The organism is Pseudoalteromonas sp. NGC95 (genome assembly GCF_015864705.1).
Classification (GTDB): Bacteria; Pseudomonadota; Gammaproteobacteria; order Enterobacterales; family Alteromonadaceae; genus Pseudoalteromonas; species Pseudoalteromonas arctica.
In genome coordinates, this window is the sequence record NZ_JADYWR010000001.1 from 140,170 (window position 1) to 157,672 (window position 17,503).

The window sequence follows — 17,503 nt, forward strand, 5'->3', positions numbered from 1 at the left end:
TTGGAGTAAGCCTTAAAGTAACATTATTTAATTAATTATATTTAGCTCTTTAAAAGCAATGACAGGTCTTGCTCAATTTCAGCAAAAGCTGCTTTTACCTTTTTAACAGACTCCTCTCTGGCCACTGAGTTTTGGATAGTTTCATCTACTTTTTTATAAATAAACACCTCCTGATCTTCATCTAATCCCATTGATGGGATACGTTCTTCGAGCTCTTCTTGTAACTGTTTAAACACTTTTTCGTTGTTTTGACGGTTGTCATTCAATAAGCTAATTAAGCCATGAAACTTACTGTGAACTGTACTTGCTACGGCATTAAGTTTTGCTTGTTGTGATTCAAGCATTTTCTTAGTCATGATGGCGCGTAGTTGCTGCTCGGTAACACTGACAATAAAACATACGTGGTCGCGTATACGCCCGTGTTTATCTGGATCGTGATCGGGCATATTTAAAATAAGTAAGCTAATCAATTCATAGTTAACTAAAATTCGATGCGAAAATTCATGTAAACGCCCTTTGTTTTTAAGCATTTCAAATAGCTCCACCACAATAGGTGAACACACGCCACTTAATGCAAAGTGACTAATTTCATCGTTCTCTCTAAACTCAACATTACTTTGCAAATCAAAAGATTGTAGGCAATCTATAAGCGCTTTACCTAGCTCTTGAGGGTCGTTAATAAAGCCTATGTTTTCAACGTAGTTAACTATCTGCCCCATTTCACTGCTGTTAGCCATGGCATTAAATGCAGTTGATGTAGCATCTTCAACTTGCTTTTCAAGGCTTTGTTTTTCAACAAGTACTTGGTTTAAATTTTTAAGCTTTGACTTAAGTTCATCATGGCCAAAGGGTTTTACAATATAGTCTTCTGCACCAACCGAGTAGCCTTCCATGCGCTCTTCAACTGTGCCACGAGCAGACACAAACATAACAATAATGTGTGCTGTATTTGGGTTTGCTTTAAGTGCCTTACATACTTCATAGCCGTTCATTTGCGGCATACTTACGTCGAGCAATATAACCTGAGGCATATAGCCTTCAACCATGTTTAAACACTCAGGACCACTTGTTGCTACTTGTAATTCAAAATCAAGATCCTCTAAAATCTCCTCAATAATTTCAAGGTTAAAGGGTTCGTCATCAACGGCAAGTATTTTAGTTAAGGCCATAATTTATCATCCATTCAAATTCTCAAAAAAAGTTACTTGGTATGCTAACTAGCAATTAATTACTGTGTTGTATTAATTGATCTTCAGCCAAATGATCATCTAGATTTATTTCTAATGGCACCTGTATAGATATAGTTGCACCACCATTTTCGTTGTTACGTGCAGTGATCTCTCCTTGGTGTAAAGATACAAACTCTCTACACAATGCAAGGCCCAATCCTGTACCACCGGCACCGCTATTTGTTTTACTGCTTTGTACAAACTTAGTAAAAATATGCTCCAGCTCATCTTCTGGGATGCCGACCCCACTATCGGTAACCTCTATGGTAGCAAATCGACTATCTGACTCTAAATTTATCTGTATTTTACTTTTTGGTTCACTAAATTTGAGTGCATTACCTAATACGTTTCGAAGTAACTGGTTTATTTGCTCTTCATCACACTGCGAAATTACAGGTAGCGGCTGCGCGGTGAATACAACCTCAATTTCTTTTTCCATTGCCGTACCAGATACATCATCAATACTTGTTTTTATAATGTTCGCTAAATTATATGGACGAGGATTAAATGGAAACTTACCCACATCTAGCTTAGATAGGTCGAGTAAATTATTTAGTAACGACAGTAAACGCTCACCACTACTCTCTATTCGCGATAGGTATTTAATTAGTTTCTCTTTTGCAAAATCTCCAGTTTCTAATTTGCTTAAACCAAAACGTGAAAAACTTAAAATCGAATGCATTGGTGTGCGAAGTTCATGCGACATATTTGCTAAAAATTCTGATTTACTTAAATTTGCAGCTTCAGCAATATTTTTTGCATGTTCAAGCTGTGAAGTACGCGCTCTTACTTGCTCTTCAAGGATATCTTTTGCTTCAAGTAGTAAATCTTCTTTTTGCTTAAGGTGGGTTACATTTTTAAATATTACGGCAAGTGCTATTTCTCCGTGATGATCTATCTCATTAAAAGATCCCACTAGCGGTATATAGCCCCCAGCTGTTTTAGATAAACGTAAGTCGCAACTAAATTGGCGATTACTATTTAATGTCGATATTTTATTTTTAATACCTAATGTTGAATCATCATCTAAAAAGCTAAATACTGATTTCCCTTCGAGTTCGTTAAACGGTAAGTTAAATAGTTTTAAACAGGCATCATTAGCTTCTATCACTCTACCGCATTTCTCAAACAACATAATTGCATCGGGCGTATGCTTATAAATAACCTGAAGTAGGCTGTCTTTTTCAATCAGGGCATCAACTGTATCTTGTAGCCTTTCGACAAGTTCTGCGTTATGGCGTTTTAATAGCTCTGTTTGCCACAGTTTATGTATTGATTGTAATAATGAGCTGTCGTTCAATGGCTTAATAAGTACGTCTTCTACACCTTGACGAATAGCTTCAATCATTGAAACTTGATCGGGACGTGAGGTAAATAATAAGCAACGGCAATGTGGTTGCATTATTTTTAAGTTTGAAAAAATTTCTAAACCGGTTCCGTCATCTAAAACAAAATCACTTATCAGTATATCGATTTGCTTTTCTTTCGTAATTTCTAAAGCTTCTGCAGAGGTGGTTGCTGTATGGGTCTCGATATGAGCACCGATCAAGCTGCTTTTCATTTTTTCGAGGCGCTCAGGAACATGATCGACGAGTAAAATAGCGGGTAATTGCAAAATATGATTAGAGCCTAATTCTAGTAAGCTCTCTAAAAGAGAAGTAATTTCTTTATTAGAAAAAAATGGATATATCACGGTTGCGTCAGGCGCAACATGATTTAGCTCACTAAACGCAGTTAGTTGCTCACCACTTTGTGCTTTTGGAGCAAGCAGCATAAAACGCTCTTGCGCTACTTGGCTAACAAGCGGTTTTATAGAATCAACAGGCACACCATGGGCAACAACAACTAAGTCGTAGTCGCCTATATTGGTATACATGTCTAGCATGCTGAAATGAATTAATTCGACTTCACATCCTATTAATTCTAAAAGCACTTTCACACGCATTGCGATGACACTGCTACTATCAACAATTAATATTTTTCGAATCATCAAGCTACACTTCAAATTAATAAACTTAATATGTTAATAGCGTAGACTATTTTTATTTAATTGGCATAAACCCTTCGTCTTATTTTGTAAAAAATATTACAACATTATGAAAAATAATTTATTCCAGATGTTTTCCAAAAATAGTAAGGCTATACGCCTTATCATCCATTATGGCAACGCTTGGCAACTCACCCCATATTGCAAAATCAAAATGCTTAAACAATTTAACACTCGGTAAGTTATGACTAAAAATAAAGCCGAGTAATACTTTAATATTTAATTGCTTAGCTTGTGTTTGAGCAAATATCATTAGCTTTTTACCAAGCCCTTTACCTTGCGCTTTACTGGTAATGTAAATGCTCATTTCTACTGTGCCGTCGTAAGCTGGGCGCCCATAAAACGATTTATAACTTACCCAAGCAAGTACTTGGTTATTTTCGCAGTAAACGTAAATAGGCCTTTTATCGTTGTGGCTATTAAACCAGTCACGCTTTTCGTCAACGCTCACTTCTTGCGTATCTGCAGTTACCATTCGCCCTGCAATAGTTTCGTTGTAAATGGCTACAATTTCATTAAGATCATTAATAGTTGCTAAACGGATTGTCATAGGTCATTAGAGGGTTGATCAATTTGTTCCATATTAGCGTATGATTATCCAATCAAACAATCGTAAAGTTTAGGTAATGTAATGCTTAAAATAATTATAATAGGTTTAACGGCTTTACTTATTAATGCTCCCCTTCAAGCTCAAACACCATCAACCATAAATAAAACCTCTACACAGGACTGCCAAGATTTTACCAATGTAGATATACGAAAGCTTCGCTCAAAAGAATCTATTAACTTGTGCCAATTTAAAAATAAACCTTTGTTAATAGTAAACACGGCAAGTAATTGTGGTTTTACATATCAATTTAAAGGCCTTGAAGCGCTATATCAACAATACAAAGAGCAAGGTTTAGTCGTATTAGGGTTCCCCTCTGATGACTTTTTTCAAGAAGAAGACAATGAAAAAGAAACAGCGAAAGTATGCTTTGTAAATTATGGTGTAACTTTTCCCATGTTTGCCACCAGCAAAGTTCGTGGTAGCGAAGCAAATCCAATTTTTAAATATTTGAATGAGCAAACTAGCTCTCCAAATTGGAACTTTTATAAATACTTAGTGTCTGCTGATCGTAAAACAGTTTTACGGTTTAACAGCAAAGTGGCACCTAATTCAGAGCAAATGATTACTGCAATTGAAACTGCGTTTTCTGATAAATAAGTTTATACTGGTACAATTAGTTGAAACTAACTAGAATGACATTTCAATTCGGTTAAAAAAACACCACACTATACTCGGGAGATTTTATGACAGTAGCAAGCGCACGACATATACTTGTAGACAGTGAAGCACAATGCTTAGACTTAAAAACAAAAATTGAGCAAGGCGAAGACTTTGCTGAACTAGCAAAAGCACATTCTAATTGTCCTTCAGGTCAGGATGGCGGTGCTCTTGGTGAGTTTGGCCCTGGTATGATGGTTCCAGAGTTTGATAAAGTTGTGTTTTCTGCGCCAATTAATCAAGTACAAGGCCCTGTGCAAACTCAATTTGGTTATCATTTACTTGAAGTTACTAGCCGTTCAGAATAAATTTAACTGTACTGTAAGTAACATTTGATAAAAGCCGCTTATGCGGCTTTTTTATGGAGTAATTATGCAATTAATTGGTTCTGTACCTTCACCTTACGTGCGCCGCATTAGAATTTGGGCACAACAAAACAGCTGCAAACTAGAGCTTGTAAGTCTCGATATATTTTCTGAGCAAGATCGCCCTACTATGGCCAGTAAAAATCCAGCTCGAAAAATCCCAATACTGGTAGATGGCGACTTAACTCTTAGTGACTCTAATTCTATATTGCGTTATTTACTTGAAAAAACAGGTCAGCCAAAACTAACGTGGCCTCAAGAGCACTTACTTACGACTATAAATGCTTGTAACGATTCGTTAGTAGAAATGGTGTTATGTAAACGTTCTGGATTTGACACCAAAAGCGATAAATTATTTTTTAATCTGCAAAACGAACGTATTGAACAAACATTAAGCTTTTTAAATACCCATTTAAGCGATGAAGAATTTAAAAGCTGTGAATACCTCAACATCAGTTTATACTGCCTGCTTGATTGGATTTGCTTTCGCGAATTAGCTGACTTTAGTCAGCATTCAGCGCTTGTTGCTTTTCATAAGCAATATGACGAGCGCCAAGCAGCAATAGACACCAATCCTCGTCACTAATTTAAAAGGGTAAACACATGAGCGATATCGAAATTGAATCACAACTAGTTAACTTCGTAGAAAAAGTACGTGTTAGCGAAGTAATTTGGGCACTTGGTGCAGAAGATAATGGCTTTGTAGTGTGCGATTCTAACCAATTTGACGAAACTGACGTACTACTGCTTTGGGAAAGTGAAGCAGCAGCTAAAGCACAGTGTAAAGAAGAGTGGAAAGATTACAGCCCAGTAGAAATCAACCTTGATGAATTTTTAGATGCATGGGTTGAAGACTTAAATGAAGATAACGCACTTGTTGGTATCAATTGGAATGACGACCAAGTATGTGCAGAAATTGAACCTACAGGTTTAGCTCGCGCATTGAGTGAATAATACTTTATACGCTTTACTCTAAAAGCGGATAAAACCCGACTAGCATCTACTGCTAGTTGGGTATAAAATAAAACACATCATTATTTTCAAGGTATTACGTTGAAAACCCATCTTGGTCGCCGGCCCTTTTCAGCCATGGAACTGCACACTCTTTATAATGGATATATATACGGTGATTTTAAAGTTGCACGAGAGCAACCAAAACACTGGCATTTTTGGCTCCCTTTAATTGCATATTATAGTGGTGCTTATAGCGATGAGGTTGGTTATTTAACGCTTGATGATCTGTCCCTTGAAAAAAACGTCTTATGCTTTAATTTTCATACCCACGGTAAAATAAAACCTCGCTTAGTTCCTGTACATCAAGCACTTATAAATGCTGGATTTAATGAATATATAACGTTCATCAAATCGCAAAACCAACACCGATTAATGTTCGACTTACCGGCTAAAACTGGCAGGTACAGTGAAAAAGTCCGCATTTGGTTTTCAGGCGAAGGTGAGCGAGCCGGTTATCTGCAAAAATGTGATATACCAAACGTAGATCAACTCGGTATGAAAACAGCAATAAGCAGTCTTCGTCTTAACTTTGAGCAACAAGTGCGTATATACGCCCTACAAGCTAACTCTAAAGACGCTTTTAATTACTTGATGGGTTTTAACGAGTATCCACACGATGTGTTTAGCGATACCTACTTATTAAATACCGTTGTCCAACAAATACGTATTATTAACTCACACCTGCATTGGCAGCGTTTTATAACACGCGAAAGCCACTGACAAACTTTGTTACTATTTCCCCTTAAAGTCACCGTTATAATCAATTACTCTATTTAAAAAAACTGTTAGGATATCTAACCCCCTAATTATATGAGCATAAAAAAGCCTATTTAGGGTAGTTTCTAACAACAACAATCTAGGGATCACTATGTTTCTTAAAAGCCTCTTAACAGTGAGCGTTGCTTTAGCAATGGGTGCTGCAAACGCTAACGAATTCGTTATTGAAAAACTCGCAAAACCAAGTTCACAACAGGTGTCGTTAACACTCGACCCGAGCCAAGATACATTCACAGGGATGACTGAGATTTCCCTAGAAGTACTAAAGCCAACAAAATACATTGAGTTAAATGGCGTAGCTTACGCTGTTAAAATGGCGCAACTGCTTGGTGATGAAAACTGTGATTTAAACAATGAAATGCTTAAAACAGGTAAAGTAAAATTTAGCTGTGATGAGCAAATTCAACCAGGTAAATACACACTTAAAGTTGATTTTTCAGCGCCATATAACCGTCAAAGTGTTGGTTTATACAAAACATTAGACCAAGGCACTCCTTACTTATTTACTCAATTTGAAATGAGTGATGCACGCCGTGCATTTCCTGTTTTTGACGAGCCAAGTTACAAAATTCCATTTCAGTTAACGATTACTGCGCCTACATCACAAAAAGTATATTCAAATACGCCAGAGCTTAAAGCAATCGTTAATGGCGATATGACCACACACTACTTTGATAAAACACCGCCAATCCCTTCATACCTAGTAGCGATGGCTGTTGGCCCGTTTGAAGAATTAGAAATTAAAGGCATGCCAATTCCTGGTCGTGTAATTACCCCACAAGGTAAAATCCACTTAGCCCAATACGCTAAAGAAAACATGCCAAAAGTACTGGGCGCACTTGAAGCGTATTTTGGTATTCCTTACGTTTACAAAAAATTAGACTCAGTAGCTGTACCAGAATTTCCATTTGGCGCAATGGAAAACTCAGGCTTAGTGACCTACAGAGAAGATATTTTATTGGTTGATTTAGCTGCCGCAACACGCAGTAAGAAACAACGTAATGTATCAATTATTGCTCACGAACTTGCTCACCAATGGTACGGTAACTTAGTAACCATGAAATGGTGGAACGACTTATGGTTAAACGAAGCGTTTGCTAGCTGGATGGCTGCAAAAATTACTAAGCAGCTTAACCCTGAGTTTGAATCGCACTTAGACCTGCCGCAAAATAACGTAATGGCACTTGATGCACGCCTAAGCACCAAGCCTATTCGTAAGCCAATTAAAACCGAAGCCGACATTATGGACGGTTTAGGTCTAGCTTACAGTAAAGGCAGCTCAGTACTTGCTATGGTTGAAAACTGGATTGGCGAAGATGCATTCCAAAAAGGTATTCAAAGCTACTTAAAAGAGTTTTCATATAAAAATGCTGAAGCGGCCGACTTATGGGAAGCACTTGGTAAAGCATCAAATAAAGACGTAGCGAGTGTTTTAAAATCGTTTATTGAACAGTCTTCTTTCCCACTAGTTAAAGTAACTCAACAAGGTAGCAAAGTAACTATTTCACAAAGCCGCTTTGTAAATGCAGGCGTTGATGCGCCAGAGCAGTTATGGAATGTACCGGTTGCAATTAAATATGGTGCTGGCGATAAAGTAAAAACAGCAAATGTATTACTTAATAAACAAAGCCAAACACTAGACTTAGACTTTGAACCAGAATGGATTTATCCTGACCAAGGTGCACTAGGCTACTACCGCTGGGTAATGGATGACGCACAATTTAGCGCACTTGTTGAAAAGGCGCCAAGCGTACTGAGTGACCGTGAACGCTTAGCGTTGTTATCGGCTACTGATGCACTACTTGACGCTGGTGTTATATCTGCTGCTAAGTTAATGCAAACACTTGAAGTGTTCGTAAGCGATAGCCACCCTCGCGTAGCAAATACCGCGCTAGGTTACTTAGTATCGCAACAACGTACTTTTAAAGACGATAGCAATAAAGACCTATGGCCTGAATTTATTCGTAATGCAGTAACGCCTGCAGCTAAAAAATATGGTTTAGAAGCTAAAGCGGGAGAAGACGGAGCTATTGCACAACTTCGTGCGGCCGTTGTATCACGCTTAGGTTTTGATGGTGAAGATCAAAACGTAATCAGTAAAGCGAAAGAACAAACACAAGTTTATTTAAATGATCCACAAAAAGTAGACCCTTACTTAGCCGGTACGTACTTAACTCTTGCTGCTTTTCATGGTGACAAAGCGCTGCTTGATCAATTCATGACAACGTTTAAAACAACGAAAGATCCACAAGTACGCACTAACATGCTTGCTGCAATGGGCTTTTTTGGCAAACCTGAATTACAAAAAGCGGTATTAGCTTATAGCTTAACGGATGAAGTAACTGCATCTGACATGCGTACTATTTTGTCAGGTCAAAGTTATACAGATGAGCGCCAAGCGTTATTTATTGACTGGGTTTACAGTAACTACGATAAAGTAACAGCAAGCTTACCGCCTTTCTTTATTCCTAACTTACCGTACTTTACAACGGCGAGTTGTAATGCAGAAAGCTTAGCTAAAACAAAGACCTTTTTTAACGAAAAAGTAGCCGATGTAGCCGGTTACGCTCGTACATTAAGTAAGCTTGAAGAAAGCACAAACGATTGTATTGCGCTTAAAACACGTGAACTTGAATCGGTTAATAGCTTCTTAAAAAGTAAGTAACCCTTAGGTTTATTAAGCTATAAAAACACAAAAGCCGCTGAATATAAATTCAGCGGCTTTTTACGTTTATGTTTTACTAGTTACCAATAATCATCGTTAGCTTGGCTATAAAGTCTTTGGCTGCTTGCTCAGAATTTATTTTAAACGCCACACCGTAGTGAATAGGCTGAGCACTTTTAAAAATACGTGTAGGAAAGCGTGTCATCTCGCTGCTATGAAAGTAGCCTTGCGCACGAGTTACGCCATCAATATCACTAAAGTCATCGCTAAACACCTCAAATGCTGGGCGAATTACTATTTTACCCTTGCCGCTTTCGCTGTGGGTATAAAATGCTTCTTTAGAGTTTACTAACATGTACTCTGCAATATTTTTAATCTTAAAATTACTTCTACACTGTAATTTAATGAGCTGTTCTGTCAGCTCGTCTGCACTATAAGCCACGTGTAATCCCTATTAGTTAATTTGCGTATTAGATTAACGCATACACACAATAAAATCTGAATTTATTTGTCTGCTTTACTGCGTTATATCACATACAAAAGCGAGTTTTTCATTGTTGTAACTCATTCTTGTTATATTTGTTTCGCAGTAGGTGCTTAAATTAAGCCATTGCGATACTTCATCACTTCCATCAAGTTTACGCTGATAAACGCGGTTTTTAATAGCATAAGCGATAGTTTCATCATCTTTCAAAATAAAATCTTGAACTTGAGCAGGTAACCTTAGTAGGTCTTCAACTTGTTTATCCTGTGGATTAAAACTCGCTAAAATATGTTGCTCGTTTTTAGTGTAACTAAATAAAAATGCAGCTGTAGAGTTGTTATAAATAAGCGTTCGGCCAATATTACTGGCAGCTATTTTCCCCTTCGCTTGTGCAACAGAAGTATATTGAAGAGTGTGAGGCTTTCCTAAAATAAACATTACTAAATCATTTTGAACACCCCATGCATGGTACCCAACAGGTTCAATCCAATCAAAAATACGACTTGGCGCATCTTCGCTTTTGAGTGGGTATTGCCACAGTTTTTGCTTACCATCTGCCTCTACAACAATCGCTGATACTGCATCACCACTTGGCATAACCGTTGGTGAATATTCGCTTACGGGAGAGTTACTGATATTAATAACTTTTTTTGATGTTAAATCGTAATAAGCAATATCGGTTTGGTTTTGGTCACCTGCAGTCACCTCATGAGTAAAGTATAAACCTGTACTTGTTAAGTGCGGTTGGTTGTTATAACTGTTTTTATCACTCACTATATTAACTTGTACCCCATAAGGCGTATTTAAATCAGCAAGTAATACTTGGCTTTTTGGCATGCTAGCCTGCGCCATAATTGGGCTAAGCGCTGCTATAGAAAATATCCCAAGTAATGGTTTAATAAGTTTCATGCTTTCTCTCGTTTTAATTTTAAGCACCTCATGATAACGTTATTTGCTGATGACGTCACTTGAGCTAAGTCAGTCAACTCTTAAGATACCCAAACGGCTTAAAATAATGTTAAGTTTAGTCTGGTTATAAAACCTGGTCCTAAAAAAGAGAATTAACATGTCAGCTAAAAATCCTATTATTGCGATTACGGGTTCGTCTGGTGCGGGTACAACCACCACAACCAATGCAATTAAACATATTTTCCGTAGCCTTAATATTGAAGCGGCTTTTATCGAAGGAGATAGCTTTCATCGTTACACTCGCCCTGAAATGGATAAAAAAGTACGTGAAGCACAACAAGAAAATAAACACATTAGTTACTTTGGCCGAGAAGCAAATGACTTTGGTGCTTTAGAAGCGTTGTTTGAAAACTATAGTGAAACAGGCCAAGGTAAGTTACGCCGATACTTACACACCTTTGATGAAGCCGTCCCATATAATCAATTACCGGGTACATTTACTCCTTGGCAAGACCTTGATAGTAATACTGATATATTGTTTTATGAAGGGTTACACGGCGGCGTAGTTGATCAAGATGTAGACGTAGCAAAGCATGTCGATTTATTAATAGGCATGGTTCCAATTATTAACCTTGAGTGGATTCAAAAATTAATACGCGATACATCCGAACGAGGCCATTCTCGCGAAGCGGTTATGGGCTCTATTGTGCGCAGTATGGATGACTATATAAATCATATTACCCCGCAGTTTTCTCGTACCCATATTAATTTTCAGCGGGTGCCTACTGTTGATACCTCAAATCCATTTAGCGCCAAAGATATTCCATCTCTTGATGAAAGCTTTGTAGTTATTCGCTTTAGGGGTATTGATGATGTTGATTTTCCTTATTATTTACGCATGATCGAAGGCAGTTTTATGTCTCGTATAAATACACTTGTAGTACCAGGCGGTAAAATGGGCTTGGCTATGGAGCTTGTGCTTACCCCATTAATTAAAGATATTATTTTGAAAAAGCGTGCACTGGAAAACCTAGCACCACTCGATTTACCTATTTGATTACCGACTCTTTTTTGTTAAAGCTAACTCACGTACACTGCTGATTTTGCTCAAGGTGAGATCAGCATGTCACAACAATTAAAAATTATTGTCGGTTCTAAAAATCCTGTAAAAATAAATGCCGCTAAACATATTTTTACTATGTATTTTCCAGAATGTATCATTGACTGTGAAGGTGTGAATGCTCCCTCAGACGTGCCCGATCAGCCTATTGGCGAAGACGAAACACGTATTGGCGCGCAAAACCGTGTTAATTATTGCAAAAAGCACCACCAAGCTCACTATTACGTTGCAATGGAAGGCGGTGCAGAGCAATTTAGCTATGGTGCAGCAACCTTTGCTTACGTTGTTATTGATAATGCCTTAGATCAAGTTGTAGGGCGTAGCAGCAACCTTCCTCTACCCCAAGTACTTTATAATGCATTACTTAAAGGTGAAGAACTTGGCGATGTAATGGACAAAGCATTTAATACCACCAACGTTAAACAAAAAGGTGGCGCTATTGGTCTACTTACCAACAATCATGCCACGCGCGAAAGTACCTATACACAAGCACTCACTTTAGCTATGGCGCCTTTTTTACACCCTGAGCTATACGGCCAAACAAATTAATTTAGGAAATTTAATGAAGTACAACTATGTATTGTTTGATGCAGACGAAACCTTATTTAGGTTTGATATTTTAGCGGGCATGACTCGCATGTTTAAAGCTTACAACGTAGATTTTAGCCAAGACGATTATATTCATTATCAAAAAACCAATAAGCAGCTGTGGGTTGATTATCAAAATGGCACTATTAGCGCAGATTACTTACAAGTAACACGCTTTAATGAGTGGGCTTCAAAACTTAATGTGCCAGCAAAAGAGCTAAACGATGCTTTTTTAGATTCTATGGCGCAAATTTGCGAGCCATTACCTGGTGCTATTGAGCTTTTAAATAAACTTAAGCCAAATGCTAGATTAGGTATTATTACTAACGGATTTGCCCGCTTACAAACCGTACGCCTTGAGCATACTGGCTTAAAAGATATGTTTGAATGGTTAGTTATATCTGAACTTGTAGGTATAGCAAAACCGAATAAAGCGATTTTCGAGCACACATTTGAGCTAATGGGTAACCCAGATAAAAGCGAGATACTTATGGTGGGTGATACTGCTGCAAGTGACATACTTGGCGGCAACAATGCTGGTATTGATACTTGCTGGTTACAGCACCCTGGTGAGCAATTAGCCGACGGAATAAAGCCAACCTATACCGTAGCTAGTTTAAATCAGTTACAAGCTCTTTTGGAGTTATAATAAAGTATAGAGCTATTAAATTTCACGCAAAAAAATGACGCTAATTAGCGTCATTTTTTATAACTGTTTTTCGAGCTGCTCTTTTACTGCTTTTAGGCTGGAGCTAACTCAAGACCGGGTGCAGGCATCGTCACAGGCGTTTCAAATGTTGCCCACTCCCATGCTGACTCTGTAGCCATAATTTTACGAAGTAATTTATTATTTAAATCATGACCCGATTTAAATGCAGTTACTTTCCCTAAAAGGTTATGGCCTGTCATAAACATGTCACCAACACAGTCTAATATCTTGTGCTTAACAAACTCGTCGCTATAACGTAAACCGTTAGGATTTAACACTTTGAACTCATCAAGTACCACAGCACTATCCATGCTACCACCTAGCGCTAGGTTGTTTGCATGCATGTATTCAATATCTTTCATAAATCCAAAAGTACGCGCACGGCTAATTTCTTCAATAAAGCTTTGCGTTGTTATATCCAACCCAATACGTTGGCGACTTTCATTGATAGCTGGGTGGTTAAATGCAATCTCAAAGTCGATATGAAAACCATCATATGGTTCAACTTCAGCCCACTTATCACCTTCTTCAATGCGTACTTTTTCTTTAATACGGATAAAGCGTTTAGCAACGTTTTGCTCTTCGATTCCGCCTTTTTGTAACAGATATATGAATGGTAATGCACTACCATCCATAATCGGCACTTCTGAGCTATCTAATTCTACAATTAGATTATCAATTCCCATTGCAGCAACGGCTGCAATAAGATGCTCAGTAGTCGATAAGCGAACACCATCTTTGTTAATTAAACAGGTACACAACTGCGTATCACCAACGGCTTCAGGTGTTGTTTCAAAATCAACAACCGGATCAAGGTCGACACGACGAAATACAATCCCAGTATTTGCGCTCGCAGGTCGGAGAGTTATTGTGACCTTCTCACCTTTATGAAGTCCAATTCCTATGGCTTTGACTACTTCTGCAATCGTACGCTGTTTAATCATAGGTATGCTCACTTTTAAATCAGTTACAGTTATATGGCGGATTTTAACATAAATCCTTTTGCCTTTCAATATTTGTACATATTTCAAACAAAAGTATTATTAAATGTTAATCAGCCTGCTTACGTAAAAAAGCGGGGATATCAAAATAATCACCACCTTCTGATTTATCCGCTTTTTTACTATTTTGTGCTGAAGAGCTTGATGCACTGCTTGAACTAGTTGTAGGCGCTTTTTCTTTGCTTTGCGTTTGCGCTTTAGCAGTGTTTTCTTCAGTGTTTGTATCTTGGCTTGCAAAGCTTGGTACGTACATACTGCTCGTTTGGTTTGATGTGCTTGCAACATCAGAACCTGATGCTTTTTTAAAGCCGTTATCAACAATACCAAACTGTGGACGACGATCGCCGCCTAAGCCAGTTGCAACAACCGTTACACGTAGCTCATCAGTCATTTCTGGGTCGATTACCGCACCAACAACAACCGTTGCGTTTTCTGACGCAAGTGCTTTAACGTGATTACCAACAATTTCAAATTCTTCAATCGCAATGTCCATACCTGCGGTGATATTAACTAAGATACCTTTAGCACCTGTTAAATCAACGTCTTCTAGTAGTGGGCTTGAGATAGCCGCTTCTGCTGCTTCTTGTGCACGATCAGGACCTGACGCAGACGCCGTTCCCATCATTGCAGTACCCATTGCAGACATTACAGTTCTAACATCGGCGAAATCCACGTTAATTAAACCAGAACGTGTAATTAGCTCTGCTATACCTTGTACCGCACCAAATAATACGTCATTAGCTTTAGCGAAGGCATCTAGAAGTGTAGTCCCTTTTCCTAAAACTTTAAGCAATTTATTGTTCGGAATTGTAATAAGTGAATCTACAATTTCTGACAATTCGTTAATACCTTGTTCAGCGGCTGCTGCACGTTTTTTACCTTCAAAATCAAAAGGACGTGTTACAACTGCAACGGTTAAAATACCGAGTTCTTTAGCAATTTTAGCAACTACCGGTGCTGCACCAGTACCTGTACCGCCGCCCATACCGGCTGCAATAAATACCATATCGGCGCCTTCAAGGCTGGCACGAATTGTATCTGCATCTTCTTCAGCCGACTTACGGCCTACTTCAGGGTTTGCGCCCGCACCCAACCCAGAGGTTATTTGCGTGCCTAGCTGAACTGTAATATCGGCAGCAGAGTTACGTAATGCTTGCGCATCCGTATTAGCGGCTATAAAACGCACGCCTTCGATTTGTTGTTTAACCATGTGCTCAACAGCGTTACCGCCACCACCGCCCACGCCGATTACTTTTATTACAGCTTCTTCGCTGTGTTGTTCCATTATATCAAACATGTTTACTCTCCGACTTGAGTCTTAAAACTCGCCTTGGAACCATTTAGTAATGCGGTTCCACCAATTATTGTTATCCTCTGCTTTCGACTTTTGTGCATTCATCGATTGCATGGTACGCCCGTATTGTAACAAACCAACAGCGGTTGCGTACGAAGGATCATCTACATAGTCTGTCAAACCAACCATCCCGATTGGTTTGCCTATTCTTACTGGCATTTGGAAGATATCTTCTGCCACTTCCATCGCGCCAGTCATTTTAGCAGTTCCGCCTGTAATAACGAGACCTGCCGCAATTTGGTCTTCTAAGCCTGAACGACGAATTTCTTCCATCGCAAGCTCAAATAATTCTCTAAAACGAGGCTCTACCACCTCAGATAATGTATGGCGCGACATTAACCTTGCTGGTCGTCCGCCTACACTTGGTACTTCAATTGTGTCTTCGCTACTTGCCATTTGGCTACTAGCACATGCGTATTGTACTTTGAGTGACTCGGCATGTGATATAGGTGTGCGAAATATTTTTGCAATATCACCAGTAACTTGGTTACCCGCCACTGGAATAACCGCAGAGTGACGAAGTGCGCCATTAATATAAATGGTGATATCCATAGTGCCGCCACCAATATCAAGTACTGCAACACCTAGCTCTTTTTCGTCATCTGTTAGTACAGAATAACATGACGCTAATGCAGTAAAGATAAGTTGATCGACTTCAAGACCACAGCGCTCTACGCATTTCTCGATATTTTTTGCCATATCGTTTGAGCACGTAATAATGTGTGCACGCGCTTCCATACGAACACCACTCATACCAAGTGGGTTTTTAATGCCCTCTTGCATGTCGATACTGTATTCTTGCGGCAATGCATGCAGCATTTTACGTTCTGCCGAAATAGGCACAGAACGCGCAATATGAATTACATTTTCAATGTCTTCGTCAGTGACTTCAGTGTTATTAATTGCCACCACGCCACTTTCATTTTGACACTGTATATGTTTGCCAGAAATACCCAAATACACAGAGCTAATACGACAATCAGCCATTAACTCGGCTTCGTCTATTGCTCGGCGAATAGACTCAGACACTAAGTTTAAATCGTTAACGCCGCCTTTATCCATACCATGAGATACTTGGCTGCCCACACCAACAATGCTGAGCTTGTTATCTGCGGTGATTTCACCTACCGTGGCAACCACTTTCGAGGTGCCAACGTCTAACCCTATTACTAGGTTTCTTTCTGCTGACTTAGTCATGCCTTACTCTTATTTTGTAATTGTTCTTCTTGCACTGGCTTAAAGCTGACTGCAAGGCCGGTATCATACCGTAAATCTATTGTATCTACTTGTGCATCTGCACGTTGTTCCATTCGTGGATAAACGTCTATAAAACGTTGTACACGCTTGGCTTTATCTTTACGTCCTAAATTTAAACGTATTCCGTTATCTAGCCATAGTTGCCACGAAAAACGCTCCGACAATGCCAAACTTGTTAACGTTAAGCCGTTAACTTTTAGCATTTCATCAAATTGCTTAAAAGCAATCCACGCTTCTTCTTCGCTGCCTTCTGGGCCGTATAACTGCGGTAAGTCATTATCTAACTTATCGCTGCTGGCTTGAAATGCCTGACCACTTTGGTTGAGCAATAAGTCGCTATTCCAATGTGCTACTACTTCATGTTCAACAACATATACTTGTATAGTATCAGGCCATTGTTTACGCACCGAAGCGGTAGCAACCCAGGGTAAGTCTTGAACTAGCTGCTGCACATGCTTAACATCAAGTTCAAAAAAACTACTTAAATCGGCTTTTTTAATCGCTTTTATAATTGCCGTTTCATCTGTGTATTTAGGCTGCCCTTGCACTGTAAGGTGCTTAATTTGAGCATCTTTGTTTTCAACTAACCAATCCGATACACCTGTTGTAATTTGCACTAAGCCAATTACAACTATCAGAAAAAAGCTCACACCAAAAATCAGAGACCAATTAAGTTTCAGTTTGATTTCCTGAGCTTTTTCTAAAAGGGGATGCATA

18 protein-coding genes are annotated in these 17,503 nt (G+C 38.8%); 9 read left to right on the plus strand and 9 right to left on the minus strand.

The window, feature by feature from the left end; all coding sequences use genetic code 11:
* Positions 1-41: 41 nt before the first annotated feature.
* From I6E70_RS00625 to I6E70_RS00635, 3 genes are all read right to left on the minus strand, one after another.
* The gene (locus I6E70_RS00625) at positions 42-1,169 is read right to left on the minus strand and encodes a response regulator (protein ID WP_024590222.1); all 1,128 of its coding nucleotides are present in this window, start codon (positions 1,167-1,169) and stop codon (positions 42-44) included.
* Positions 1,170-1,224: 55 nt separating this feature from the next.
* On the minus strand, positions 1,225-3,219 hold the full coding sequence (locus I6E70_RS00630) for a hybrid sensor histidine kinase/response regulator (protein WP_024590221.1): 1,995 nt from the start codon (positions 3,217-3,219) through the stop codon (positions 1,225-1,227).
* A gap of 118 nt (positions 3,220-3,337) precedes the next feature.
* Positions 3,338-3,826, minus strand: a complete 489-nt coding sequence (locus tag I6E70_RS00635; protein WP_007579917.1) for a GNAT family N-acetyltransferase — start codon at positions 3,824-3,826, stop codon at positions 3,338-3,340.
* Positions 3,827-3,907: 81 nt separating this feature from the next.
* Between I6E70_RS00635 and I6E70_RS00640 the strand changes: the two genes are divergently transcribed.
* The 6 genes from I6E70_RS00640 to I6E70_RS00665 all read left to right on the plus strand — a co-directional run bounded on the left by I6E70_RS00640 (position 3,908) and on the right by I6E70_RS00665 (position 9,364).
* A complete protein-coding gene (locus I6E70_RS00640; protein ID WP_024609133.1) occupies positions 3,908-4,483 on the plus strand; it encodes a glutathione peroxidase in 576 nt (191 codons plus the stop codon).
* 86 nt (positions 4,484-4,569) lie between these two features.
* Positions 4,570-4,851: a peptidylprolyl isomerase gene (locus I6E70_RS00645; RefSeq protein ID WP_002958009.1), complete on the plus strand. Its 282-nt coding sequence runs from the start codon at positions 4,570-4,572 to the stop codon at positions 4,849-4,851.
* A 64-nt stretch (positions 4,852-4,915) separates the two neighbouring features.
* A complete protein-coding gene (locus tag I6E70_RS00650) occupies positions 4,916-5,494 on the plus strand; it encodes a glutathione S-transferase family protein (RefSeq protein ID WP_007579913.1) in 579 nt (192 codons plus the stop codon).
* A 17-nt stretch (positions 5,495-5,511) separates the two neighbouring features.
* A complete protein-coding gene (locus tag I6E70_RS00655) occupies positions 5,512-5,862 on the plus strand; it encodes a DUF2750 domain-containing protein (protein WP_007579911.1) in 351 nt (116 codons plus the stop codon).
* Between the two features lie 99 nt (positions 5,863-5,961).
* Positions 5,962-6,642, plus strand: coding sequence for a hypothetical protein (locus I6E70_RS00660; protein WP_197101279.1), 681 nt, complete (start codon positions 5,962-5,964; stop codon positions 6,640-6,642).
* A gap of 148 nt (positions 6,643-6,790) precedes the next feature.
* Positions 6,791-9,364, plus strand: coding sequence for a M1 family metallopeptidase (locus tag I6E70_RS00665; RefSeq protein WP_197187814.1), 2,574 nt, complete (start codon positions 6,791-6,793; stop codon positions 9,362-9,364).
* Between the two features lie 76 nt (positions 9,365-9,440).
* On the opposite strand, the gene I6E70_RS00670 is transcribed toward I6E70_RS00665, so the two are convergent.
* Both I6E70_RS00670 and I6E70_RS00675 read right to left on the minus strand, forming a co-directional pair.
* Complete coding sequence (locus I6E70_RS00670; protein ID WP_007579906.1) at positions 9,441-9,806, minus strand: hypothetical protein; 366 nt, start codon at positions 9,804-9,806, stop codon at positions 9,441-9,443.
* A 75-nt stretch (positions 9,807-9,881) separates the two neighbouring features.
* Positions 9,882-10,757, minus strand: coding sequence for a hypothetical protein (locus I6E70_RS00675; RefSeq protein WP_197187815.1), 876 nt, complete (start codon positions 10,755-10,757; stop codon positions 9,882-9,884).
* A gap of 157 nt (positions 10,758-10,914) precedes the next feature.
* Between I6E70_RS00675 and I6E70_RS00680 the strand changes: the two genes are divergently transcribed.
* The 3 genes from I6E70_RS00680 (at position 10,915) to yjjG (ending at position 13,114) form a co-directional block, all read left to right on the plus strand.
* A complete protein-coding gene (locus tag I6E70_RS00680) occupies positions 10,915-11,814 on the plus strand; it encodes a phosphoribulokinase (RefSeq protein ID WP_007579904.1) in 900 nt (299 codons plus the stop codon).
* A 66-nt stretch (positions 11,815-11,880) separates the two neighbouring features.
* Positions 11,881-12,426 (plus strand): inosine/xanthosine triphosphatase, encoded by a 546-nt coding sequence (gene yjjX / locus I6E70_RS00685; RefSeq protein ID WP_197101285.1) that lies wholly within the window; start codon positions 11,881-11,883, stop codon positions 12,424-12,426.
* A gap of 13 nt (positions 12,427-12,439) precedes the next feature.
* The gene (gene yjjG / locus I6E70_RS00690; RefSeq protein WP_010554302.1) at positions 12,440-13,114 is read left to right on the plus strand and encodes a pyrimidine 5'-nucleotidase; all 675 of its coding nucleotides are present in this window, start codon (positions 12,440-12,442) and stop codon (positions 13,112-13,114) included.
* Positions 13,115-13,206: 92 nt separating this feature from the next.
* On the opposite strand, the gene lpxC is transcribed toward yjjG, so the two are convergent.
* The 4 genes from lpxC to I6E70_RS00710 all read right to left on the minus strand — a co-directional run bounded on the left by lpxC (position 13,207) and on the right by I6E70_RS00710 (position 17,502).
* Positions 13,207-14,118, minus strand: a complete 912-nt coding sequence (gene lpxC / locus I6E70_RS00695; protein WP_007582940.1) for a UDP-3-O-acyl-N-acetylglucosamine deacetylase — start codon at positions 14,116-14,118, stop codon at positions 13,207-13,209.
* A 106-nt stretch (positions 14,119-14,224) separates the two neighbouring features.
* Entirely contained in the window at positions 14,225-15,472 is a 1,248-nt protein-coding gene (gene ftsZ, locus I6E70_RS00700) for a cell division protein FtsZ (protein ID WP_007582938.1), read from the minus strand.
* Between the two features lie 21 nt (positions 15,473-15,493).
* Positions 15,494-16,726 carry a cell division protein FtsA gene (gene ftsA / locus I6E70_RS00705; RefSeq protein ID WP_007582937.1) on the minus strand — a complete coding sequence of 411 codons (1,233 nt, stop codon included), beginning with the start codon at positions 16,724-16,726 and terminating at the stop codon, positions 15,494-15,496.
* Positions 16,723-17,502 (minus strand): cell division protein FtsQ/DivIB, encoded by a 780-nt coding sequence (locus tag I6E70_RS00710; RefSeq protein ID WP_197187816.1) that lies wholly within the window; start codon positions 17,500-17,502, stop codon positions 16,723-16,725. The genes ftsA and I6E70_RS00710 overlap by 4 nt, the downstream gene beginning before the upstream one ends.
* Position 17,503: the final 1 nt, after the last annotated feature.